This is a genomic window from Limnohabitans sp. JirII-31 (genome assembly GCF_002778315.1).
Taxonomy (GTDB): domain Bacteria; phylum Pseudomonadota; class Gammaproteobacteria; order Burkholderiales; family Burkholderiaceae_C; genus Limnohabitans.
This window is the reverse complement of record NZ_NESA01000007.1, coordinates 49,495-66,589: the sequence shown is the minus strand read 5'-3', so window position 1 is coordinate 66,589 and position 17,095 is coordinate 49,495. Positions and strand designations below refer to the sequence as shown.

Sequence of the window (17,095 nt, the reverse complement as noted above, 5' to 3'; positions counted from 1 at the left end):
TTCATCTCTTAACTCAGAGGTCTTATGACAAATCTTCCGACGATGCCGTATCTGGCTTCGCGGGTTTTTGGCACGCCTTTGCTCATTCATCCCCGCAAGCTTGAGGTCATCCTCTCGGTGGTGGGGGCACGAATGGGCATGGTCGTTCCAGAAACCTCAGCGCAGCTAGCGCAAATCTCTCCGCCTGAGCGTGTGATGCGCACAGACCTTCAAGTCCCCAACATCGCAGTCATCAGCATCTTAGGGACGCTGGTGAGACGCACGGGTGCCATGGACGCTGCATCAGGCTTAACGAGCTATGCCTCCATTAGCGCGCAAATCAATGCGGCTATCACCGATCCCAATGTGGACGCTGTTCTGCTTGATATTGACTCGCCTGGCGGTGAGGCGGGCGGGGCGTTCGACTTGGCCGACGAAATCGTGATTGCACGAAGTACCAAGCCCATCTGGGCGGTGGCCAATGACGATGCGTTCTCTGCTGCGTACGCGATTGCGTGCAGTGCGGAGCGCATCTATCTGACGCGCACAGGTGGTGTGGGCTCCATCGGCGTGATTGCACTGCACGTGGACCAGACGCAGCGCGATGCGCTCGATGGCTACCGATACACGGCCATCTACGCAGGTGACCGCAAAAACGACCTCTCCCCACATCTGCCTCTCTCCAACGAAGCGTCCACGGCACTGCAAACGGAAGTCGATCGGCTTTACGAAATGTTTGTCTCGACGGTCGCAACCAACCGAGGTTTGGGTGCGCAAGCCGTCCGAGACACGCAAGCGGGACTCTTCTACGCGGGTGACGCCATTGAGGCTGGGTTTGCTGATGCCATTGGCACGGCAGACGACGCCTTGCGCGCGCTGGCTATGGAAGTTCAACAACGCAAATCTGCCATCGCGCGATCGTTTGGATCGGGGCGCGAGATGGAAGTCTCACTTCCCGATCCAGTTCTTTCTAAGGAGAAATTGATGTCGCAAACATCGCCGCCTGCATCTACCGCTTCGACAGAAGCTGTTCCCGTCACATCCACCGTTGTGGCTCCTGGGGATGCAAATCCCCAAGAGCCTCAGGCCCCACATCAAGAGGTTGAGTTACCTGCTGGCGCTGGTGAGTCAACGCAAGATACCCCTGAGGTTAAGCCCGCTGTTGCCGCAGCATCTGCAGCCAGTCATGACATCCGTAAAGCCAGTGCCAACGTGCTGGCCGTTGCCGAGATGTGTTTGTTGGCTGGTAAGTCAGACATGACGTTGTCTGCGCTGGAGCGTGGCTTGAGTGTTGAGCAAGTTCGCAATGAGTTGCTGGCCGCCAAGGCTTCAGACAGCCCCGAGATCAGCTCTCACATCTTGCCGCAAGCCGGTACCCAAACGACGACCAAGCCTGAGCAAAGCCCTGTGGTAATCGCTGCACAGCAGCGTGCCCAAAAACTCGCGGCCAATCGTCCTTCTTACAAATCCAACTAGGAGTTTTAAATGTCGGTTCTCACCAATGAGTTGACCTTGGGCGACTTGCTCAAGTATGAGGAAGAGTCCCTCTATTCCCGCGACCAAGTCACAGTCGCTGCAGGCCAGAACTTGCGCATCGGCACGGTCCTCGGACGCGTTGATGCCAACGGCAAGGTCAAAGCACTCGACCCCGCTGCCACCGATGGCACGCAAATCGCCACGGCTGTTTTGTTGCAGTCCGTGGATGCCACCACAAACGACAAGTCCAGCGGCATCGCAGTGACCCGTCAGTCCATCGTCGCGCACCACGCACTCGTGTGGCCCGCTGCCATCACCGCCGAAGAAAAAGCGACTGCCACTGCGCAGCTCGAAGCTCTGGGCATTCTCGTTCGTCAAGGAGTCTAAGCAATGAACAATCCTTTCCAGTCCCCCGCGTTCTCAATGACCGCACTGACCGCCGCGATCAACATCCTGCCCAATCAATTTGGCAAGATTGAACAGATCAACCTCATGCCTGCCAAGCCTGTGCGTTTTCGCCAGATTGCCATTGAAGAGCGTGATGGCGTGTTGAACCTCCTGCCCACATTGCCTGTGGGTGCCCCCGGTACGGTGGGCCAGCGCAGCCGTCGCAAGTTGCGCTCGTTCATGATTCCTCACATCCCACACGACGATGTGGTGTTGCCCGAGGAAATTCAAGGCCTGCGCGCTTTTGGTTCTGAGACAGACACCGAGACTGTGGCCAATGTGATGACCGATCACTTGCAGTCCATGCGCAACAAGCACGCGATCACTTTGGAGCACTTGCGCATGGGTGCCCTCAAAGGCGTGATCTTGGATGCGGATGGGTCCTTGCTGTACGACCTGTTTGAAGAGTTTCAGATCACGCCTGCCGTGTTCAATTTCGAACTCAACAAAAAAGACACAGACGTCAAGAAAAAGTGTCTGGACTTGAAACGCTACTTTGAGCTCAACCTCAAAGGCGAGTACATGACCAATGTGCGTGTGCTGGTGTCTTCGGACTTCTTCGATGCGCTCACCAGCCACCCCAATGTGATCCGTGCGTATCAGCTCACCCAAGAGAGCGCCATGTTGCGCACAGACCAACGCTCTGGTTTCACCTTTGCAGGTGTGACCTTTGAAGAGTACTTGGGCCAGGCGACTGACATGTCGGGCAATCTGCGCCGCTTCATTGAACCCGGCGAGGGCCAAGCATTCCCTGAGGGCACGCTCGATACCTTTGCCACGTACTTCGCACCCGCCGACTTCAATGAGACGGTCAACACATTGGGCCAGCCGCTGTATGCCAAGCAAGAGCCGCGTGACTTCGGTCGCGGTACGGACTTGCACACGCAGAGCAACCCGTTGCCCATGTGCCATCGTCCCAGCCTGTTGGTCAAAGTCTTAGCCAGCTGAGGGCTTAGTTGATGAGTCGAGATCCTTTCGTTCAGCTCATCTCTCGGTTGTTTCTTCGCTTGGGGGCTCCCGCTGTGTACATCACACAAGCGGGGGCCTATCTCGATGTGCGGGTGATCGCCAAAGCGCCCGATGCGGTTCAAAACTTCGGTCAAACCCATCTGGTGGTTGATACCCAGCGTTTTGAGTTGATGGCATTCGAGGTCAAACAGCCAAGAGAAGGGGACCGATTGGTGTTGGGTGGGACGCGCTATGTCCTTAATGGGGCGCCGCTCATTGACCGTGAGCGGCTCGTCTGGACGGTGAGTGCGTCTATTTGGCCGGAGGATTGAGCGTGTCTTCAAGACTTATTGCTGCGCTCAGTGGCAATCTGCAAGAGCTGATGGCTGCTGAACTCAAGGCGGCCAGACATGCGGTGACCACAGGTGTGCGTGATGCCACCGAGGGCCTGAAAGGTGAACTGCGCAGTCAGATCACAGGTGCTGGTCTTGGCGCACGTCTTGCCAATACTTGGCGCGGTGAGGTCTATCCCAAGGGGCGTGAGAGTCTGGGAGCTGCAGGTTTGGTCTACAGCCGAGCACCTGTGGTTGTGGCGGCTCATGACGAGGGAGCACTGATTCGTTCGAAGAACGGGTTTTGGCTCTCCATTCCATTGCCCGCTGCAGGAACAGGCCCACGCGGCAAGCGCATCACACCGGGGCTTTGGGAGCGCATGCGTGGCCAGAGACTTCGATTCGTTTACCGATCAGGTAAGCCGTCACTCTTGGTGGCGGACAACCAACGTGCAAGAGCAGGCAAGCGGGGTGGTTTCACAACCGCTTCTGCTTCTGCGCAGCAGTCCGGTAAGGGGCTGGTGAGTGTGCCGATTTTCTTGCTGGTGCCGCAGGCTCAGCTCAAGAAGAAGTTCGACATCAATTCAGCCGTTCAACGCTGGGAATCCCAGCTCATACAAAACGTCATCTCCAACTGGCCCGATGAATGAGGGCAGGGGTTGATTTACCGGAGCAGGCCATGGGCCTATTTTTTTATGTCTAAGCGTGAAGAGGCCGTCGGTGCTTTGTTTCAGTTGTTGGGGCAGTTGCCCCTTGGTGGCAATCCCCCTAAGCGCAACAGCGCGCTGCCCGAGCGCATGACAGAGCACTCCATGGTGGTGCTGCGTGATGGTGACATGAACGAAGTCGAAGTGATGCTCTCGCCACTGACCTATCAGTGGGAGCACTCGGCCAATCTGGAGGTGTACGTGAGTCACCCGGATGGCGCGGAGCGAGACGCGCGCATGGATGCGTTGCTTAAGCAGTTCTCGTCCCTTGTCAGGGCAGACCGAACTTTGGGTGGCGTTGTGGAGTTTATCGAAATTCATCCCCCGAAGTTCGAAGAAGTCGCACCCGATGGTGCTGTGGGTATCAAGGCCTGCACCTTGGATGTGGTGATGCATTACGCAAGCAGCGATCCGCTGGCTTGAATCTTTTTGAAACTGGAGAAAAACTATGGCCCGTGCCTATGGCGCAAATGCCAGCTTGCTGGCTGCATTCGAACCTTCCTACGGTACGCACCCCAGCGGCACGACCGAGTACTGGAAGCTTCCCTTTGTGTCCACCTCATTGGGGTCTGAACAAGGCCTCATTGCCAATGACCTGATTGGACTGGGGCGAGACCCAAGTGCTCCCATTCGGGATGTGATCAAGGTCGAGGGTGACATGGTGGTCCCAATCGACTTGCGCAACTTTGGCTTGTGGCTCAAGGCATTGTTAGGCGCTCCTGTTTCTACAGGCGATGTGGATCATCAGCACACCTTTGGGTCGGGGCAGCCTGTTTTGCCAAGCCTCGCGCTTGAGACGGGCTTGCCTGATATCCCCGCGTACTTTGAGTCTTCGGGTGTGATGGTCAACTCCGTTCAGGTCAAGTTCGCGCGCTCAGGCGCAGCGGATGCGACCCTGGGGTTAATCGCGCAAGGGGAGGTCAAGCAACTGGTGTCAGTGGATGCAACGCCACAGGCGCTGGGCATCACCCGCTTTAACCAGTTCCAAGGTTCGATCAAAAAGAACGGACAGGCGCTTGGCAACGTGGTGGCAGCGCAGCTCACCTTTTCAAACAACCTAGCCCGCATCGAGACCATCCGCTCTGACGGAAAAATCGAAGGAGCTGATCCAACGGTTGCCAGTCTGACCGGAAACCTTGAGGTTCGGTTTGCTGACACAGACCTCATCGATGCGGCGACCAACAACGCGCCGCTGGAGTTGACGTTCAGCTACGTCATTGATGCCACGAAGAGTTTGACCTTCATCGCGCATGAGGTGTATCTGCCAAAGCCCAAGCTCTCCATCTCTGGGCCTGGTGGCATTCAGGCCACCTTCAACTGGCAAGCCGCCAAGAACACTGCCGCAGGTCGGATGTTCACGGTCATTCTTCACAACGATGTGGCCAGCTATTGAGCCACTCCAAGAGATTCATCCCCATGCTCAAACTGAACTTAAAACGTGAGCCGTATTGGCTCGACTTGAACCATGGCGTACGCGTCAAGGTCAAACCCGCCACCACTGCACTGGTCATGGCTGCGCGCCATGCGGCATCTGTCATCGATGGCAAAGACCATGCAGCAGCAGGCCAACGCACCGCGACTTTGATCACCGAACTTGCCAAGTTAGCAGTGCTGGCTTGGGAAGGTGTGGGTGACGAAAAGGGCAAGGCCACACCAGTGACCCCAGAGGGCATTGAAGCCTTGATGGAGCTGTGGCCTGTGGCCGACGCTTTCGAGCGTGAGTATCTGGCGGCGCTTTATTTGCTGGATGCAGAAAAAAACGTCTGAAGGCTCGCACCGAATGGCACTTCGGTGGCGGGCCCACCTACTGCGAAGCGTGTGAAACAACGTGCCATGAGTGTCCCTACCGATTGAACGCGCCTCAGACCGAAGAAGGTTGGCAGGCGCTGTCGGTGCTTGAGGTCTGCGCGGCTCAGCTTCGCATGGCTCAAAACACAGTCATTGGCTTGGACTTCAACGCATGGAAACAAGCCAGTGAGGTTTTGGATGCGGATGTCTGTGCGATGTCGCACATATTTCCTGCAATTGAGGCAGGAGTGACGGCAGCCATGAATTCTTCAAGCAACGTATCAACAACAGGTAACGGACATGGCTGAACGCAATCTCGCAATTCGACTCTCGGTGGTGGATGGCGGCAAGGTCAAGGCTGAGTTGTCTGATGTGGGTGAAGCCGGGGAGAAATCTCTCAAGCGCATTGAATCAGCTTCCCACCCCGCATCGGCGGGTTTGCAGATCGTCTCCAAAGCAGCGAACGATGCATTCGCCCAAATGGAGGATGCAACGTCGCGTCTTGGCATGCTCGGTACCGTGCTGGGCAAACTCGGGCCCGCAGGTTTAATCGCTGGAGCATCCATCGCAGCCGCAGGCTACGGCATGCACCAGCTGATCGTGCCCGTGGCTGAGGTGGGCGAAGAACTCAACAAGTTGTCCCAAAAAACGGCTGTGTCCGTGGAAGCTTTGTCTGCACTGCTGTATGCGTCCGAGCTGTCGGACGTGAGCACGGAGAGTTTGACCAAGGCTTTGAAGTTCTTGTCTACCGCCATGTTTGACGCGAAAGTCAAAGGTGGCGAGGGCAGCGCAGCGTTGCGCGCGTTTGGCATCTCTGCTGTGGATGCGCACAACCAGATTCGCCCAACTGAAGAAGTCTTGCTCGATCTGGCCGACAAGTTCTCGGCCATGCCTGACAGCGCCGAGAAGGCGGCATTGGCTGTGAAGCTTTTTGGCAAGAACGGTCTGGACATGATCCCGATGCTCAACCAAGGGCGTGAGGGCATCACGGCCATGATGGAAGAAGCCAAGCGTTTGGGTTTAGTGATGTCGGCAGATGCTGCCCGAGCCTCTGAAGAGTTCAACGACAACCTCAAGCGACTGCACGCAGTCAACGAAGGTGTACAGCGCCAAATTGGCTCGGCCTTCATTCCAATCTTGGCTGACCTGACTGAGCATATCTTCATTGCTAAGACGGAGACTGGCGGTTTTAGCAGTGAGCTCATTGCCATCAGTAACAACCGTCAGCAAGTCCTCAACTACCTTGAAGACGTTGCCAAGGGGCTTGGCTTCATTGCTGAATCGGCGGTGTTGGCTAAGCGGGTGATCTCTCAACCATTCGACAGTTTGTCGGTGGTGAGCAAGGACGTAGAGACTTGGATGAAGAGCGACATGCTGCGCTCGATGAAGTCCATGGGCTACAACGAACAGCAGATTGATGCAGAGATTGCCAAGCTGCAAAGTGCCCGTGACAAGTTTGTCGAATCGGCCAATGAGCGCCTGGCACGCATTAATGACAACCCCGGCTATGTGAACTCCATTGAGAAGTTCTTCGACGAGCAACGTCGAACTGTTCGGGTGATGGGGCAGAAGTTTGTACTTGATACGGCTGAGCAAGCCGCACAGGTTCAAAAGATCTATGACGAGTTCTTGCCAAAGATGCCCAGAAAGGCTCCCACTGGGATGGACCTCTCGGGCTTTGATAAGAACAACGAAGGCCTGCAGTTCTTAAAACAACTCGAGCAGCGCTCACTGCGTGTGACGGGTGGTGAAGCTGCCGAGCTCAGAGCCAAGGCGCTGGACTTAGAGAAGAAGGGCTACGCGGGCGTTCGGGCTGAGGCTGAGAAGTACATCCAAGTCATTGAGGCCATGGAGAAGCAAAAGGTCTCAGACAAAAAGTTCGATGAGTACGAGAAAGAGATCCAAAAGGTTTACCAGATCACCGAGGGCTACATCGGCAACAACCGACTCAAGCAAGAGGAGCTGATGCTCAAGCGTCAGATGCTGGATGTGGGCGAGATCGAACGCGCTGGCATGCAAGTACGCTTCGATTTGGAAAAAGCTGCCTACGCTGCCCGTAAGCAAGCGGATCAAATCACGGACCCGGGTCTGAAGGCTGAGGCCATCGAGCTCATCAACCACGCGCTGTCGCGCCAGTTGCCTGTGATTGTGGATTTGGCCCGTGCCAATGTAGAGTATCAACGCAGCTTTGATTACGGCATGCGCTCATCTGTTCGTAGCTATGTGGAGGATTCCACCAACGCTGCCAAGCAAGCTGAGCGGGCGGTGACTACTGCTTTTAAAGGCATGGAAGATGCGCTGGTTCAATTTGTGACCACGGGCAAGCTTGACTTCAGCAGCTTGGCCAACTCCATCATTGCTGACCTGGTGCGCATTCAGATCCAGCGCATGGTCACTTTGCCATTGGCTGGATGGTTGGGAGGTTTGGGCTCATCACCAACACCTGCACCCGGGGGCAGCATCGTTCCAATCGGTGCGACAGACCTTATGAATCCCTTGGTTGCAGTGGCACACACGGGTGGCTTGATTGGTTCGGACAGTTTGGCTTCCCGCTCTGTTGGGCTTCACAACTTCGCAGGTGCTACCCGGTATCACACAGGTGGTTTGGTCGATGGGGAGGTGCCCATCATTGCCCAGCCAGGTGAGGCTGTGTTCACGCCCGGTCAGATGCGTGCGCTGGGTGGTGCGCTCTCAACGAAGAACCAACCCCAAGTGCGTGTGGCCGTGAACGTGATCAACAACGCTTCTGGCGTGGATGCACGCGTGCAGTCCTCACAACAGGCAGATGGCTCCATGCGTCTAGACATCATCGTTGAGCAAATTGAAGCCCGCATGTCCCGATCGATTGGTCAGGGCACGGGTATTGCGCCAACGCTTGAGCGTCGCTATGGACTCAACCCCGCCGCAGGAGCAATGCGATGACTAATTTAGTTTGGCCGGACAAGATCCCGCTTCCAACAGTCGATGGGTATCAGATATCCCCAAGTGAGGGTGTGATTCGAACGGACATGGAGTCAGGCGCTGCGCGTGCGCGGCGTCGATTTACACAAACCCCTGCCAAGGTGGCTGTTCGCTGGAATTTGAGACCACTGACCTACGCCATCTTTGAAGCTTGGTTCAAACACGAAGCTAAGGAGGGGGCGGAATGGTTTGACATTGAACTGTTGGGCGGCATTGGAATGGCAACGCACCAGGCCAGATTTACCAAAGCCTATCAAGCCAAGTTGGTTCGAAAAAACCAGTGGGAAGTGACGGGGGAGTTTGAGATTAGAAATCGCCCGACTTTGACGCAGGGTGCACTTGGCATCTTGCTTGACAGCGAACTTGAAGACTTGCAGCGATCAGCTGACAACTTTGACATTTTGGTAAATCAACACTTGCCCACCGAGAACTGGTGATTGAAAGCTTTTCATGGCCTTAAACCTACAGCAACAAATTGAAGCAGTGGTTGATAAGGCAACTGCTGACGCAACGATTCTGCATTCGATCGTCCATGGCAATGACCATACAGATGTCGTGACAGAGGGTGGTCCGGTCAAGACGGTGGCCAAAGCGATCAAAGGTGTTCAGGATGACTTGGCAGCTTCAAGAACTGAGCTAACGCAACAAGTCACGGTTGCCACCAATCAGGCGAGCAACGCCGCTCAAAGTGCAACGCTTGCTTCAACGAAAGCGGCTGATGCAAGTGTCACTTTGACGCGCGTCATTGATGAAGCGAACAAGGCAACCAGCGCGACGGTGATTCCAACCAAAACGTGGACTGGAACTGGGGCGTTGACGGATTTCACGCTTGACTACCCGGTCGGCCATCCTGGTGCGCTTCAAATCACAGTGGCTGGAGTTTTACAAACTCCGTTCGTGTCCTACGCCTTGGCAAACTCGACCACTGTGCGTTTCAGTTCTCCACCCGTCAATGGCGTTGAGATCACGGCCCGCATTCTCGACAAAGAGAGTCAAACGGGCGCTGCGTCCTCAATGGATTGGGCCAGCAAGACGAATGGGCCAGTTCAAGGTAGCGAGTACTCAGCAAAGTACCAAGCCCAAGCAGCAGCAGCTAGCGCCAGTGCTGCGGCTACATCTGCCAGTGGTGCAGCCTCGAGTGCTTCTGCATCTGTAGCCAGCGCAACAACCGCATCTTCGAAAGCAGATGCGGCAGGCGTATCAGCAAGTAATTCAGCAACTTCTGCTGCAACTGCTTCAACCAAAGCGAGTGAAGCGGCGAGCTCTGCAACAGCTTCAGCTGCAAGTGCCACGGCGGCGGCTGCTTCCGCAACTACCGCAAGTACAAAGGCTACTGACTCAGCAGCGAGTGCGACTGCAGCGGCAAGTTCCGCAAGTCAGGCCGGTTCAAGTGCCACATCGGCTCAGGATTGGGCGACTAAAACCACAGCCCCTGTTTCGGGGAGTGATTACTCCGCCAAATACTACGCACAGTCAATCAGCACGGCTGCGGCAACTGCGACACAAAAAGCAAGTGATGCTGCAAACAGTGCAACGGCAGCAGCTGGTTCAGTTACCACGGCGGGTTCTAAAGCAACGGACGCGGCGACCTCTGCGACGAATGCGGCAGCATCTGCTGTGGTGGCAACAACGCAAGCTACTGGTGCTTCGAGCTCTGCGACATCGGCGACCACTTCGGCGAGCGCTGCTGCAAGTTCGGCCACTACGGCTTCGACTAAAGCAGGTGAAGCGCAAACGAGTGCGAATTCGGCAGCGACATCAGCTACCAATGCGGCGAGTAGCGCAACAAACGCTGCCGCTTCTGCAACCTCCGCATCAGGAGCTGCCAGCACAGCTACAACAAAAGCAAGCGATGCAGCGACGAGCGCGACCGCCGCATCTGCATCGGCCACCATAGCGGGTACGAAAGCAACAGATGCAACGACATCAGCCACCAATGCGGCAGCTTCTGCGGGGGTGGCGTCAACGCAAGCCACCGCTGCATCGACCTCAGCAACAGGGGCTGCAAGTTCGGCGAGTGCGGCGGCGGGCTCGGCTACCACAGCTTCTACCAAAGCCGCTGATGCGCAAACCAGTGCAACTGCTGCAGCCGCATCTGCTACGAATGCCGCGAGTAGTGCAACCAACGCCACTGCATCCGCGACGGCTGCTTCTACTTCTGCCAGCACGGCAGGAGTAAAAGCGACTGATGCACAAGCAAGTGCGACTGCGGCTGCAAGCTCTGCCAATGCTGCTTCGAGCAGTGCGGGTAATGCGTCAACGGCTTTAACGGCTGCTCAGGCGCAGGCCGTTCGTGCCGCAGATTGGGCAGAGAAAACGTCTGCAACGGTAGACGGCACCGGATACTCTGCAAAGTATTGGGCGTCGCAAGCGGCAGGTTCTGCAGCAGCAGTAACGGCCAACACTGTGATTCCAGCTGATATTTTTACGGGAGACGGGGTCAAGACAGATTTCGCGCTGAGCCGACCAGTCGGTTATCCCGGCGCTTTGATGGTGACGGTGGCAGGGGTTCCACAAGCGCCGCTTGATTCCTACACAACGCCTGCAACGACAACGCTGAGGTTTTCGTCAGCTCCTGCCAATGGTGTTGGCATCAGCGTTCGTTATCTCGATAAGGAGGCGCAATCTGGTGCAGCGGCGGCTGAGGAGTGGGCGAACAAAACTTCCGGGCCTGTATCTGGTGCGACGGAGTATTCGGCCAAGTATTACGCGCAATCCATTGCTGCAAACGCAGCAACTGCAACGCAACAGTCTGCGGCGGCAGCTGCATCTGCAGGTGCCTCTGCGACAAGCGCAAGTCAGTCTGCATCCTCGGCTACAGCTTCTGCTAACTCTGCGACGCAATCGCAGAGCTACATGAATCAGGCGCAAGGGTACGCGGCTGCAGCAGGAGGCTCAAACGTTGCGCCTCAAGTTTTCATGGCCAATGGCTCTGCCACTGACTTTGTTTTAACGACCGCAGCATCTAGTGTCCATAAGTTGATGGTCACCATCAATTACGTAGTTCAAGACTCGCTTGAAGCCTATGTCCTTGTGAATTCAGGGGCAACACTTCGATTTACTTCTGCACCTCCCGCCAACGCGCGGATTGTGGTGCGCTACATCTGATCAGGAGATTTCATGGCAATTACACGCATCCCCAAAGCGGGGCTGGATGATGCTTTGCAAGCAGAGCTCAACGGTAAGTTGGATAAGACGGGCGGCACGATGACCGGTACCGTCACGATGAGCAATGGTGCACTCATCAAGAGTAGTGTGACCAGCGATGATGCCCGCAACACGGGCTACAAGATGGCGGATGGACAAGACATCGGAGAGATGAACCGTTCAAGCCAGTATTACGACGATAGGGCGGCCAACTGCAACGGCTATTTGCCCAATGGAAATTGCGCAAGCAATGGAAACTGGAATCCACCCAATGGCAATTGGTGGACATGGGGTGTGAGTGGCGTTCCTACAACCAACTGTGCCAATTGGGGTAGCTATGACGGGGCAGGTGGCACGACCCAATCTTTTAATGCAGTGCCAGTTAGCTACAACTACGACGGCTACTACGAAGCGGCTAATGAAATCGGTGGTTCTGAATACCACCGTTGGTACCGCAATTGCAATTGCGGGGCCTTTAACTGCCGCACAAATTGCAACTGCAACTGTAATTGCAACTGCTGCGGTTGTTGCTAAGGGGGACGCATGAAGGCATACATCACACGCCCCCAAACAATGGCCTCGGTTCCTGATCATGTCATCCGCATCTATGTGGATAAGGTGGCTGAAACGATCACGTTTGAGATGGGCTTGGCAAGCCAGCAGTGGCCAAGCAACAGCCGTTTCGAAGGAGAAACGTTTATCAACAAGGGCAAGGAATATCGACTCCTTGCCGATTCGGTCCTTTCATTTTCTGAGCTCAAAGCAAACCGAGCTTGGTCAGACCGTCAGGCGTGGCACTTGACATATCGATGGGATCAGCGTGACTGGAGTCGTCCAATTCCGCTGTACACCGTCACACTGCCGACTCGCATGTCTGCGCCTGAGTTTTCGTTGACGACCTATCGCAATAACTTCTCGGTTGGCCTTGCGGTCCCATTTGCCGATAGTCAATTTGATGACTGTGTCATCACCGCCAACATCAGTCCAGATGTTGATCGTGGTGACTGTGAGATTTACGGCTTGGAAGAGGCCGACATCATTCGAACGTCATATTCCGCATCGTCTTATGTCCGCGAGTTGATCGTGATGCCTGATGTGAGTATCTCGGGAGCGTCTGAATGTCCGGCAAATGAAAGCGTGGAATTCGAGCTACAGATCGTTGACGCTGATGGAGCTCCGCTTGAAAAGGACGCAGAGATTTATCTCGAAGCTGTGAACGGGTATTTGCCCAAGTCACGCGTGAGAACGGTAAACGGAACTGCGACAGCTAAGTTCATGGCGCTAGGACTGCAGCCGGGTGACAAAGCTCGGATCAAGGCGGGTTTCAAGTTTTTCCTTGGGGCTGCAGATTTAGAGGTGAACATCACATGACACGTGACATTTTTGCTTGTCGAATCTACCAAGGCATTCATCAATTTGCGCAAGAGCAGATGGCTCAGATGCATTTACATGCGCTAGCCGTGCACGCAACGTTGAATCCCAACGGTCAGCCTTGGTCACGCCAAAATCGCCAAAGCCTCTTATCTCAACTAGGGGATGGGAAATTCAAAGGGCTTGACGAGCTTGTTCGCAAAGTGATTGTGGATAACTATGCGTGTTCTATTGATCAGGCTACAGCCCGAGAGGTGATTACCTATAAAGGTCAATTCATCCCACTTCATGTTGAAGACACAGATCTCTCGGCTGTCTATTGGTTGGATACGGATGCGCGCCCAGACCCTGAGCGCCAAAACTATTCCGGAGCATTTGTTCTTGTAAATCCAAGCGGTGCGTACGGAAGCCGCAAGTTGCCTTGGGAGGGGTGGCGTTCAGAAATCATCCACCCCAAGCCTGGCATGCTTTTGGTCTTTCCAAGCTATTTGGCGCATCACTCTCACCCCTACAACGGAGAGCGACCCTCAGTGGAAATCCACTTTGAATTCAAGGTGTCGACAAATTCGGGAGTCGTTCAATGAACATCTTGGATGACTTCATCGATGCAAAGCTTGTCAGCCAAACCAGAAGCTGGCTGCTAGGGCAACCCCTTGTTTATGGATGGAAGGCGCACTCGGGTTCTTCGGGAGTTTTTTGGCACCGAAACTTTGTTCTTCCCGGTACCTACAAGCACCACTATGACGCTGGGGCATGGCGACATGACCTGACGTTTGAGGCGTTTTTGCGTGAGGCTAGCCCATTGGCTGATGTGGCGCGCCTTGTGCAGGCTGAATTTTTCAAAGGCGTCTCACTCACCCGCGTGTGGGTCAATGTGCAATCGTTTGGAGACGAAGCCTCATTGCATCGTGACTTTCCACAGGAGTTTGCGGGACAGGCGAGATCTGTGATTTGGTATCCCGTTGAGAAATGGGATCCGGATTGGGGTGGAGATTTGATCGTTTTAGACCAAGACGGCGAAATCGAGGCTGCAGCAATGGTTAAGCCAAATCGATTGGTTTGCATTGATGGGACAAAACCACATTCGGTGCGACCCATGTCTCGGTATTGCAATGCTCTGCGCATTGCGGTGGCGTTTGCTTGCGAGGTGGGCAATGATTGAGAACCTTTGGCCAACGCCTGTGTTGACCGATAAAGCTCCGTGGTCTGACTCACAGATTGAGCAACTCAGGGTCTTTGCTGTCGAGCGTTTCAAAAACCACAAAGCCAATCCACCGGAGCATTCTTTGCCTGATGTGGGCGTGAAGCTAAGGGTTCAGTTGAACTTGTTTCACTCAATCCATGAGGCGCTGGCTCCCTCGGTGTGGATTCAGTTTCGTCAATGGGTAGATAAGCTTTATCGAAGCTATCTCGCCCAAGCACACGGGCTCAGAAACGCTGAAGAACTTTTGATTGAAGCTAGGTGCATACCTGTTCATTACCAACAGGGTATGCGCGCGCAGCCTCACTATCACCATACCTGTGACCATGTGTTGTGTCTCTATTTGGATTGTGGCCATGACAGGCGCTCACCTATAGAACGCGATTGGACCGTTGGTGACGGTGAGCTCATTCTTCAAGATCCCCGCCCCATGGCGGGGTTTCCATTTTGGGAAAAGCTGCGCCACATCGAAACCTATCCGGGCCTAGTGGTCATCCACCCCTCAAGGGTTTGGCACGAGAGTAATCCATTTAATGCGCAGGGCACACGAACGCTGCTTGTTGTCACCCTGCGCGTCGCATCTCACAACTACTGTGAGCTTTATTGCAATTTGTCTAAAAGTGAAGGTTACATAAATGCTACGAGCATCAGTTGAAGAAATCAGTGAGGAAGAAGTCCTGCTGATTGTTGAAGTCATGGACGGTGAGCGTGTGCGCTCTCGTCGTGAGTACCACTTGGCTAAGTTGCCATTTCAAAGCGCGCAAGAGGTTTGTCGTGCGGTCTGTCCAGAAGCATTTCAAGATTTAGAGCATTCGACAGTAAAGGAGAACTTGTAATGGCCCGATTTCAGTTGAAAGCGCACGATCGTCGTGGGCAGGATGTTTCACTCAGCTACGACAACCAAACAAGTGAACTGCTTGACTCGGACGGTTCGCCATGGCCATTGCCATATGTGGATAAAAGTTGGAGCGTTGGAGCTATTGAGGCGATTAGCCAATCTTCGCCCGGCGCTAAGTCATCGCCAGCTGTCTTAAAAATTCAGCTTGGTCTTTCTTGCAACTATGCCTGTGACTATTGCAGTCAAAGGTTTGTGCCCCATGCCGAGGAAACGACCAAGGATGATGTGCCTGCATTCATGGCCTTGCTTGAGGCGAATTTGAGTGAATCTCCGCAACGGATTGAGTTTTGGGGTGGCGAGCCGCTGGTGTACATCAAGACGCTCAAACCTTTGGCTGAGCACTTGCGCGCTAAGTTTCCAAATGCTTCATTTGGCATGGTGACCAACGGCACGCTTCTCACCCCCGAAATCAATGCGTGGCTTGATGAGATGGGGTTTGGTGTGGGGATAAGTCACGACGGTCCCGGGCAATCAGCACGTGGACCTGATCCGCTGGAGGACGCACAAGCCAAAGCCGGGATCTTGGATCTGTATGAGCGTTTGGCTCCGCAGCGGCGCATTTCGTTCAATGCCATGGTGCACCGGACCAACACCAGCCGAGAGGCGATCGCTCAGTTCTTCCTCAAACTCACAGGAGATCCAACTCTTGTGATTGGTGAGGGGGCATTCGTGGATCCGTATGACGCAGGTGGTCTGGCCAACTCGTTGCAATCTGACGACCAGGCATTTGCATTTCGTCGCCAGTCACTAGATGAAATTCGACGTGGGCGAATCGTTTCTCTTGATGTCGCAAGAGCCCGCATGCGAGATTGGGTGAAGAGTATTTTGGAGCGACAGCCTGCATCGGTTTTAGGGCAGAAATGCGGGATGGACAACGCAGACAACTTGGCCGTTGATCTCCATGGCAATGTGCTGACTTGCCAAAACGTGAGTGCGGTCTCTATGGCTCCGAATGGGGAATCACACAAGGCGGGTCATCTGTCTGACTTGAGTTCTGTGGCGGTTAAAACTTCGACCCACTGGAGTCATCGCCAAGAGTGCGTGAATTGCCCCGTTCTTCAGGCGTGCAAGGGTGCTTGTATGTTTTTGGAGGGGCCTTTGTGGGAAGCCGCATGTGATAACGCCTACTCGGATCATGTGTCATTTTTTGTCGCTGCCTTTGAACATCTGACAGGGTGTTCTGTCTATCGCATTGAAGGCGATTTGCCTGAGAGTCGTTCTGACATCTTTGGTTTGTCTGTGGAGGCAAGTCAAGGTGTGCCAGAGCGACGTGTCATTCCTATTGGTGTATCTCATGCCTGATGCTTCCCTATCCGATGCCATAAGAGAGGCGTATGCCAGTGCGCCATCGGATGTGGTGATCCTGCATACCTTGGAGCTGCGTCACCCTGACTTTAAAAATGAGTCGGGCGTGACGACAGCCATCCGAGTGGTGCGAGACCAACAAGACCTCTTTGCGCGCCTCGAAGCCTCGGCACCGTTGAACCCCAGCCAAACAGTGAGGTTTGTGGCCATGGGGTTTGATTTGGATTTGCCACCTGTGGACATTGCACCGGTTCCTGAGGTCGTGCTGACCTTGGACAACGTCTCCCGCGAGATCGTCAAACACCTTGATGCTGCGTCCGAGTCAGAAGCTTCTATCGAAGTCACTTATCGACCGTACTTGTCAAACGATATGGAGGGGCCTCAGATGGATCCTCCCATCACGCTGGTGCTGACTGAGGTGGAGGCGGATGTGATGCGTGTGACTGCAAGAGCGCGAATGGTCGATATCGGAAACAAAGCATTTCCGGGTCGGCTCTACACCTCGACAGAGTTTCCGGGACTTGCCCGGTGATGG

General features: G+C 54.8%; 19 protein-coding genes. All 19 read left to right on the top strand.

Translation table 11 applies throughout. The annotated features are described in order from the left end of the window. The first annotated feature begins 24 nt into the window (after window positions 1-24). The 19 genes from B9Z41_RS10135 (at window position 25) to B9Z41_RS10050 (ending at window position 17,092) form a co-directional block, all read left to right on the top strand. The gene (locus tag B9Z41_RS10135) at window positions 25-1,455 is read left to right on the top strand and encodes a S49 family peptidase (protein WP_100146956.1); all 1,431 of its coding nucleotides are present in this window, start codon (window positions 25-27) and stop codon (window positions 1,453-1,455) included. 9 nt (window positions 1,456-1,464) lie between these two features. Beyond that, window positions 1,465-1,842, top strand: a complete 378-nt coding sequence (locus B9Z41_RS10130) for a head decoration protein (RefSeq protein WP_100146955.1) — start codon at window positions 1,465-1,467, stop codon at window positions 1,840-1,842. A 3-nt stretch (window positions 1,843-1,845) separates the two neighbouring features. Next, window positions 1,846-2,850 carry a major capsid protein gene (locus B9Z41_RS10125; protein WP_100146954.1) on the top strand — a complete coding sequence of 335 codons (1,005 nt, stop codon included), beginning with the start codon at window positions 1,846-1,848 and terminating at the stop codon, window positions 2,848-2,850. 11 nt (window positions 2,851-2,861) lie between these two features. After that, window positions 2,862-3,182, top strand: a complete 321-nt coding sequence (locus tag B9Z41_RS10120) for a hypothetical protein (RefSeq protein ID WP_100146953.1) — start codon at window positions 2,862-2,864, stop codon at window positions 3,180-3,182. 2 nt (window positions 3,183-3,184) lie between these two features. Further along, window positions 3,185-3,832, top strand: a complete 648-nt coding sequence (locus B9Z41_RS10115) for a DUF6441 family protein (RefSeq protein ID WP_233202629.1) — start codon at window positions 3,185-3,187, stop codon at window positions 3,830-3,832. Window positions 3,833-3,877: 45 nt separating this feature from the next. Then, window positions 3,878-4,312 (top strand): acyl-CoA transferase, encoded by a 435-nt coding sequence (locus B9Z41_RS10110; RefSeq protein WP_100146952.1) that lies wholly within the window; start codon window positions 3,878-3,880, stop codon window positions 4,310-4,312. Window positions 4,313-4,337: 25 nt separating this feature from the next. Beyond that, complete coding sequence (locus B9Z41_RS10105; protein WP_100146951.1) at window positions 4,338-5,282, top strand: phage tail tube protein; 945 nt, start codon at window positions 4,338-4,340, stop codon at window positions 5,280-5,282. Window positions 5,283-5,305: 23 nt separating this feature from the next. Beyond that, window positions 5,306-5,656, top strand: a complete 351-nt coding sequence (locus tag B9Z41_RS10100) for a hypothetical protein (protein WP_100146950.1) — start codon at window positions 5,306-5,308, stop codon at window positions 5,654-5,656. Window positions 5,657-5,739: 83 nt separating this feature from the next. After that, complete coding sequence (locus B9Z41_RS16980) at window positions 5,740-5,985, top strand: hypothetical protein (RefSeq protein ID WP_143474188.1); 246 nt, start codon at window positions 5,740-5,742, stop codon at window positions 5,983-5,985. Beyond that, the gene (locus B9Z41_RS10095; protein ID WP_100146949.1) at window positions 5,978-8,599 is read left to right on the top strand and encodes a phage tail tape measure C-terminal domain-containing protein; all 2,622 of its coding nucleotides are present in this window, start codon (window positions 5,978-5,980) and stop codon (window positions 8,597-8,599) included. Before B9Z41_RS16980 ends, B9Z41_RS10095 begins: the two co-directional genes overlap by 8 nt. After that, window positions 8,596-9,075 (top strand): hypothetical protein, encoded by a 480-nt coding sequence (locus tag B9Z41_RS10090; RefSeq protein WP_100146948.1) that lies wholly within the window; start codon window positions 8,596-8,598, stop codon window positions 9,073-9,075. The genes B9Z41_RS10095 and B9Z41_RS10090 overlap by 4 nt, the downstream gene beginning before the upstream one ends. Window positions 9,076-9,088: 13 nt before the next feature. After that, on the top strand, window positions 9,089-11,746 hold the full coding sequence (locus B9Z41_RS16975; RefSeq protein ID WP_143474187.1) for a hypothetical protein: 2,658 nt from the start codon (window positions 9,089-9,091) through the stop codon (window positions 11,744-11,746). Between the two features lie 12 nt (window positions 11,747-11,758). Next, the gene (locus B9Z41_RS16970) at window positions 11,759-12,319 is read left to right on the top strand and encodes a hypothetical protein (RefSeq protein WP_143474186.1); all 561 of its coding nucleotides are present in this window, start codon (window positions 11,759-11,761) and stop codon (window positions 12,317-12,319) included. A 9-nt stretch (window positions 12,320-12,328) separates the two neighbouring features. Continuing rightward, a complete protein-coding gene (locus B9Z41_RS10075; RefSeq protein WP_100146945.1) occupies window positions 12,329-13,156 on the top strand; it encodes a hypothetical protein in 828 nt (275 codons plus the stop codon). After that, window positions 13,153-13,740, top strand: a complete 588-nt coding sequence (locus tag B9Z41_RS10070) for a putative 2OG-Fe(II) oxygenase (protein ID WP_100146944.1) — start codon at window positions 13,153-13,155, stop codon at window positions 13,738-13,740. Before B9Z41_RS10075 ends, B9Z41_RS10070 begins: the two co-directional genes overlap by 4 nt. Further along, window positions 13,737-14,318 (top strand): 2OG-Fe(II) oxygenase, encoded by a 582-nt coding sequence (locus B9Z41_RS10065; protein ID WP_100146943.1) that lies wholly within the window; start codon window positions 13,737-13,739, stop codon window positions 14,316-14,318. Before B9Z41_RS10070 ends, B9Z41_RS10065 begins: the two co-directional genes overlap by 4 nt. A gap of 19 nt (window positions 14,319-14,337) precedes the next feature. Then, window positions 14,338-15,012, top strand: a complete 675-nt coding sequence (locus B9Z41_RS10060) for a hypothetical protein (RefSeq protein ID WP_158236166.1) — start codon at window positions 14,338-14,340, stop codon at window positions 15,010-15,012. Window positions 15,013-15,192: 180 nt separating this feature from the next. Then, on the top strand, window positions 15,193-16,557 hold the full coding sequence (locus B9Z41_RS10055; RefSeq protein WP_143474183.1) for a radical SAM protein: 1,365 nt from the start codon (window positions 15,193-15,195) through the stop codon (window positions 16,555-16,557). After that, window positions 16,550-17,092: a DUF1833 family protein gene (locus B9Z41_RS10050; protein ID WP_100146941.1), complete on the top strand. Its 543-nt coding sequence runs from the start codon at window positions 16,550-16,552 to the stop codon at window positions 17,090-17,092. The genes B9Z41_RS10055 and B9Z41_RS10050 overlap by 8 nt, the downstream gene beginning before the upstream one ends. Window positions 17,093-17,095 lie beyond the last annotated feature (3 nt).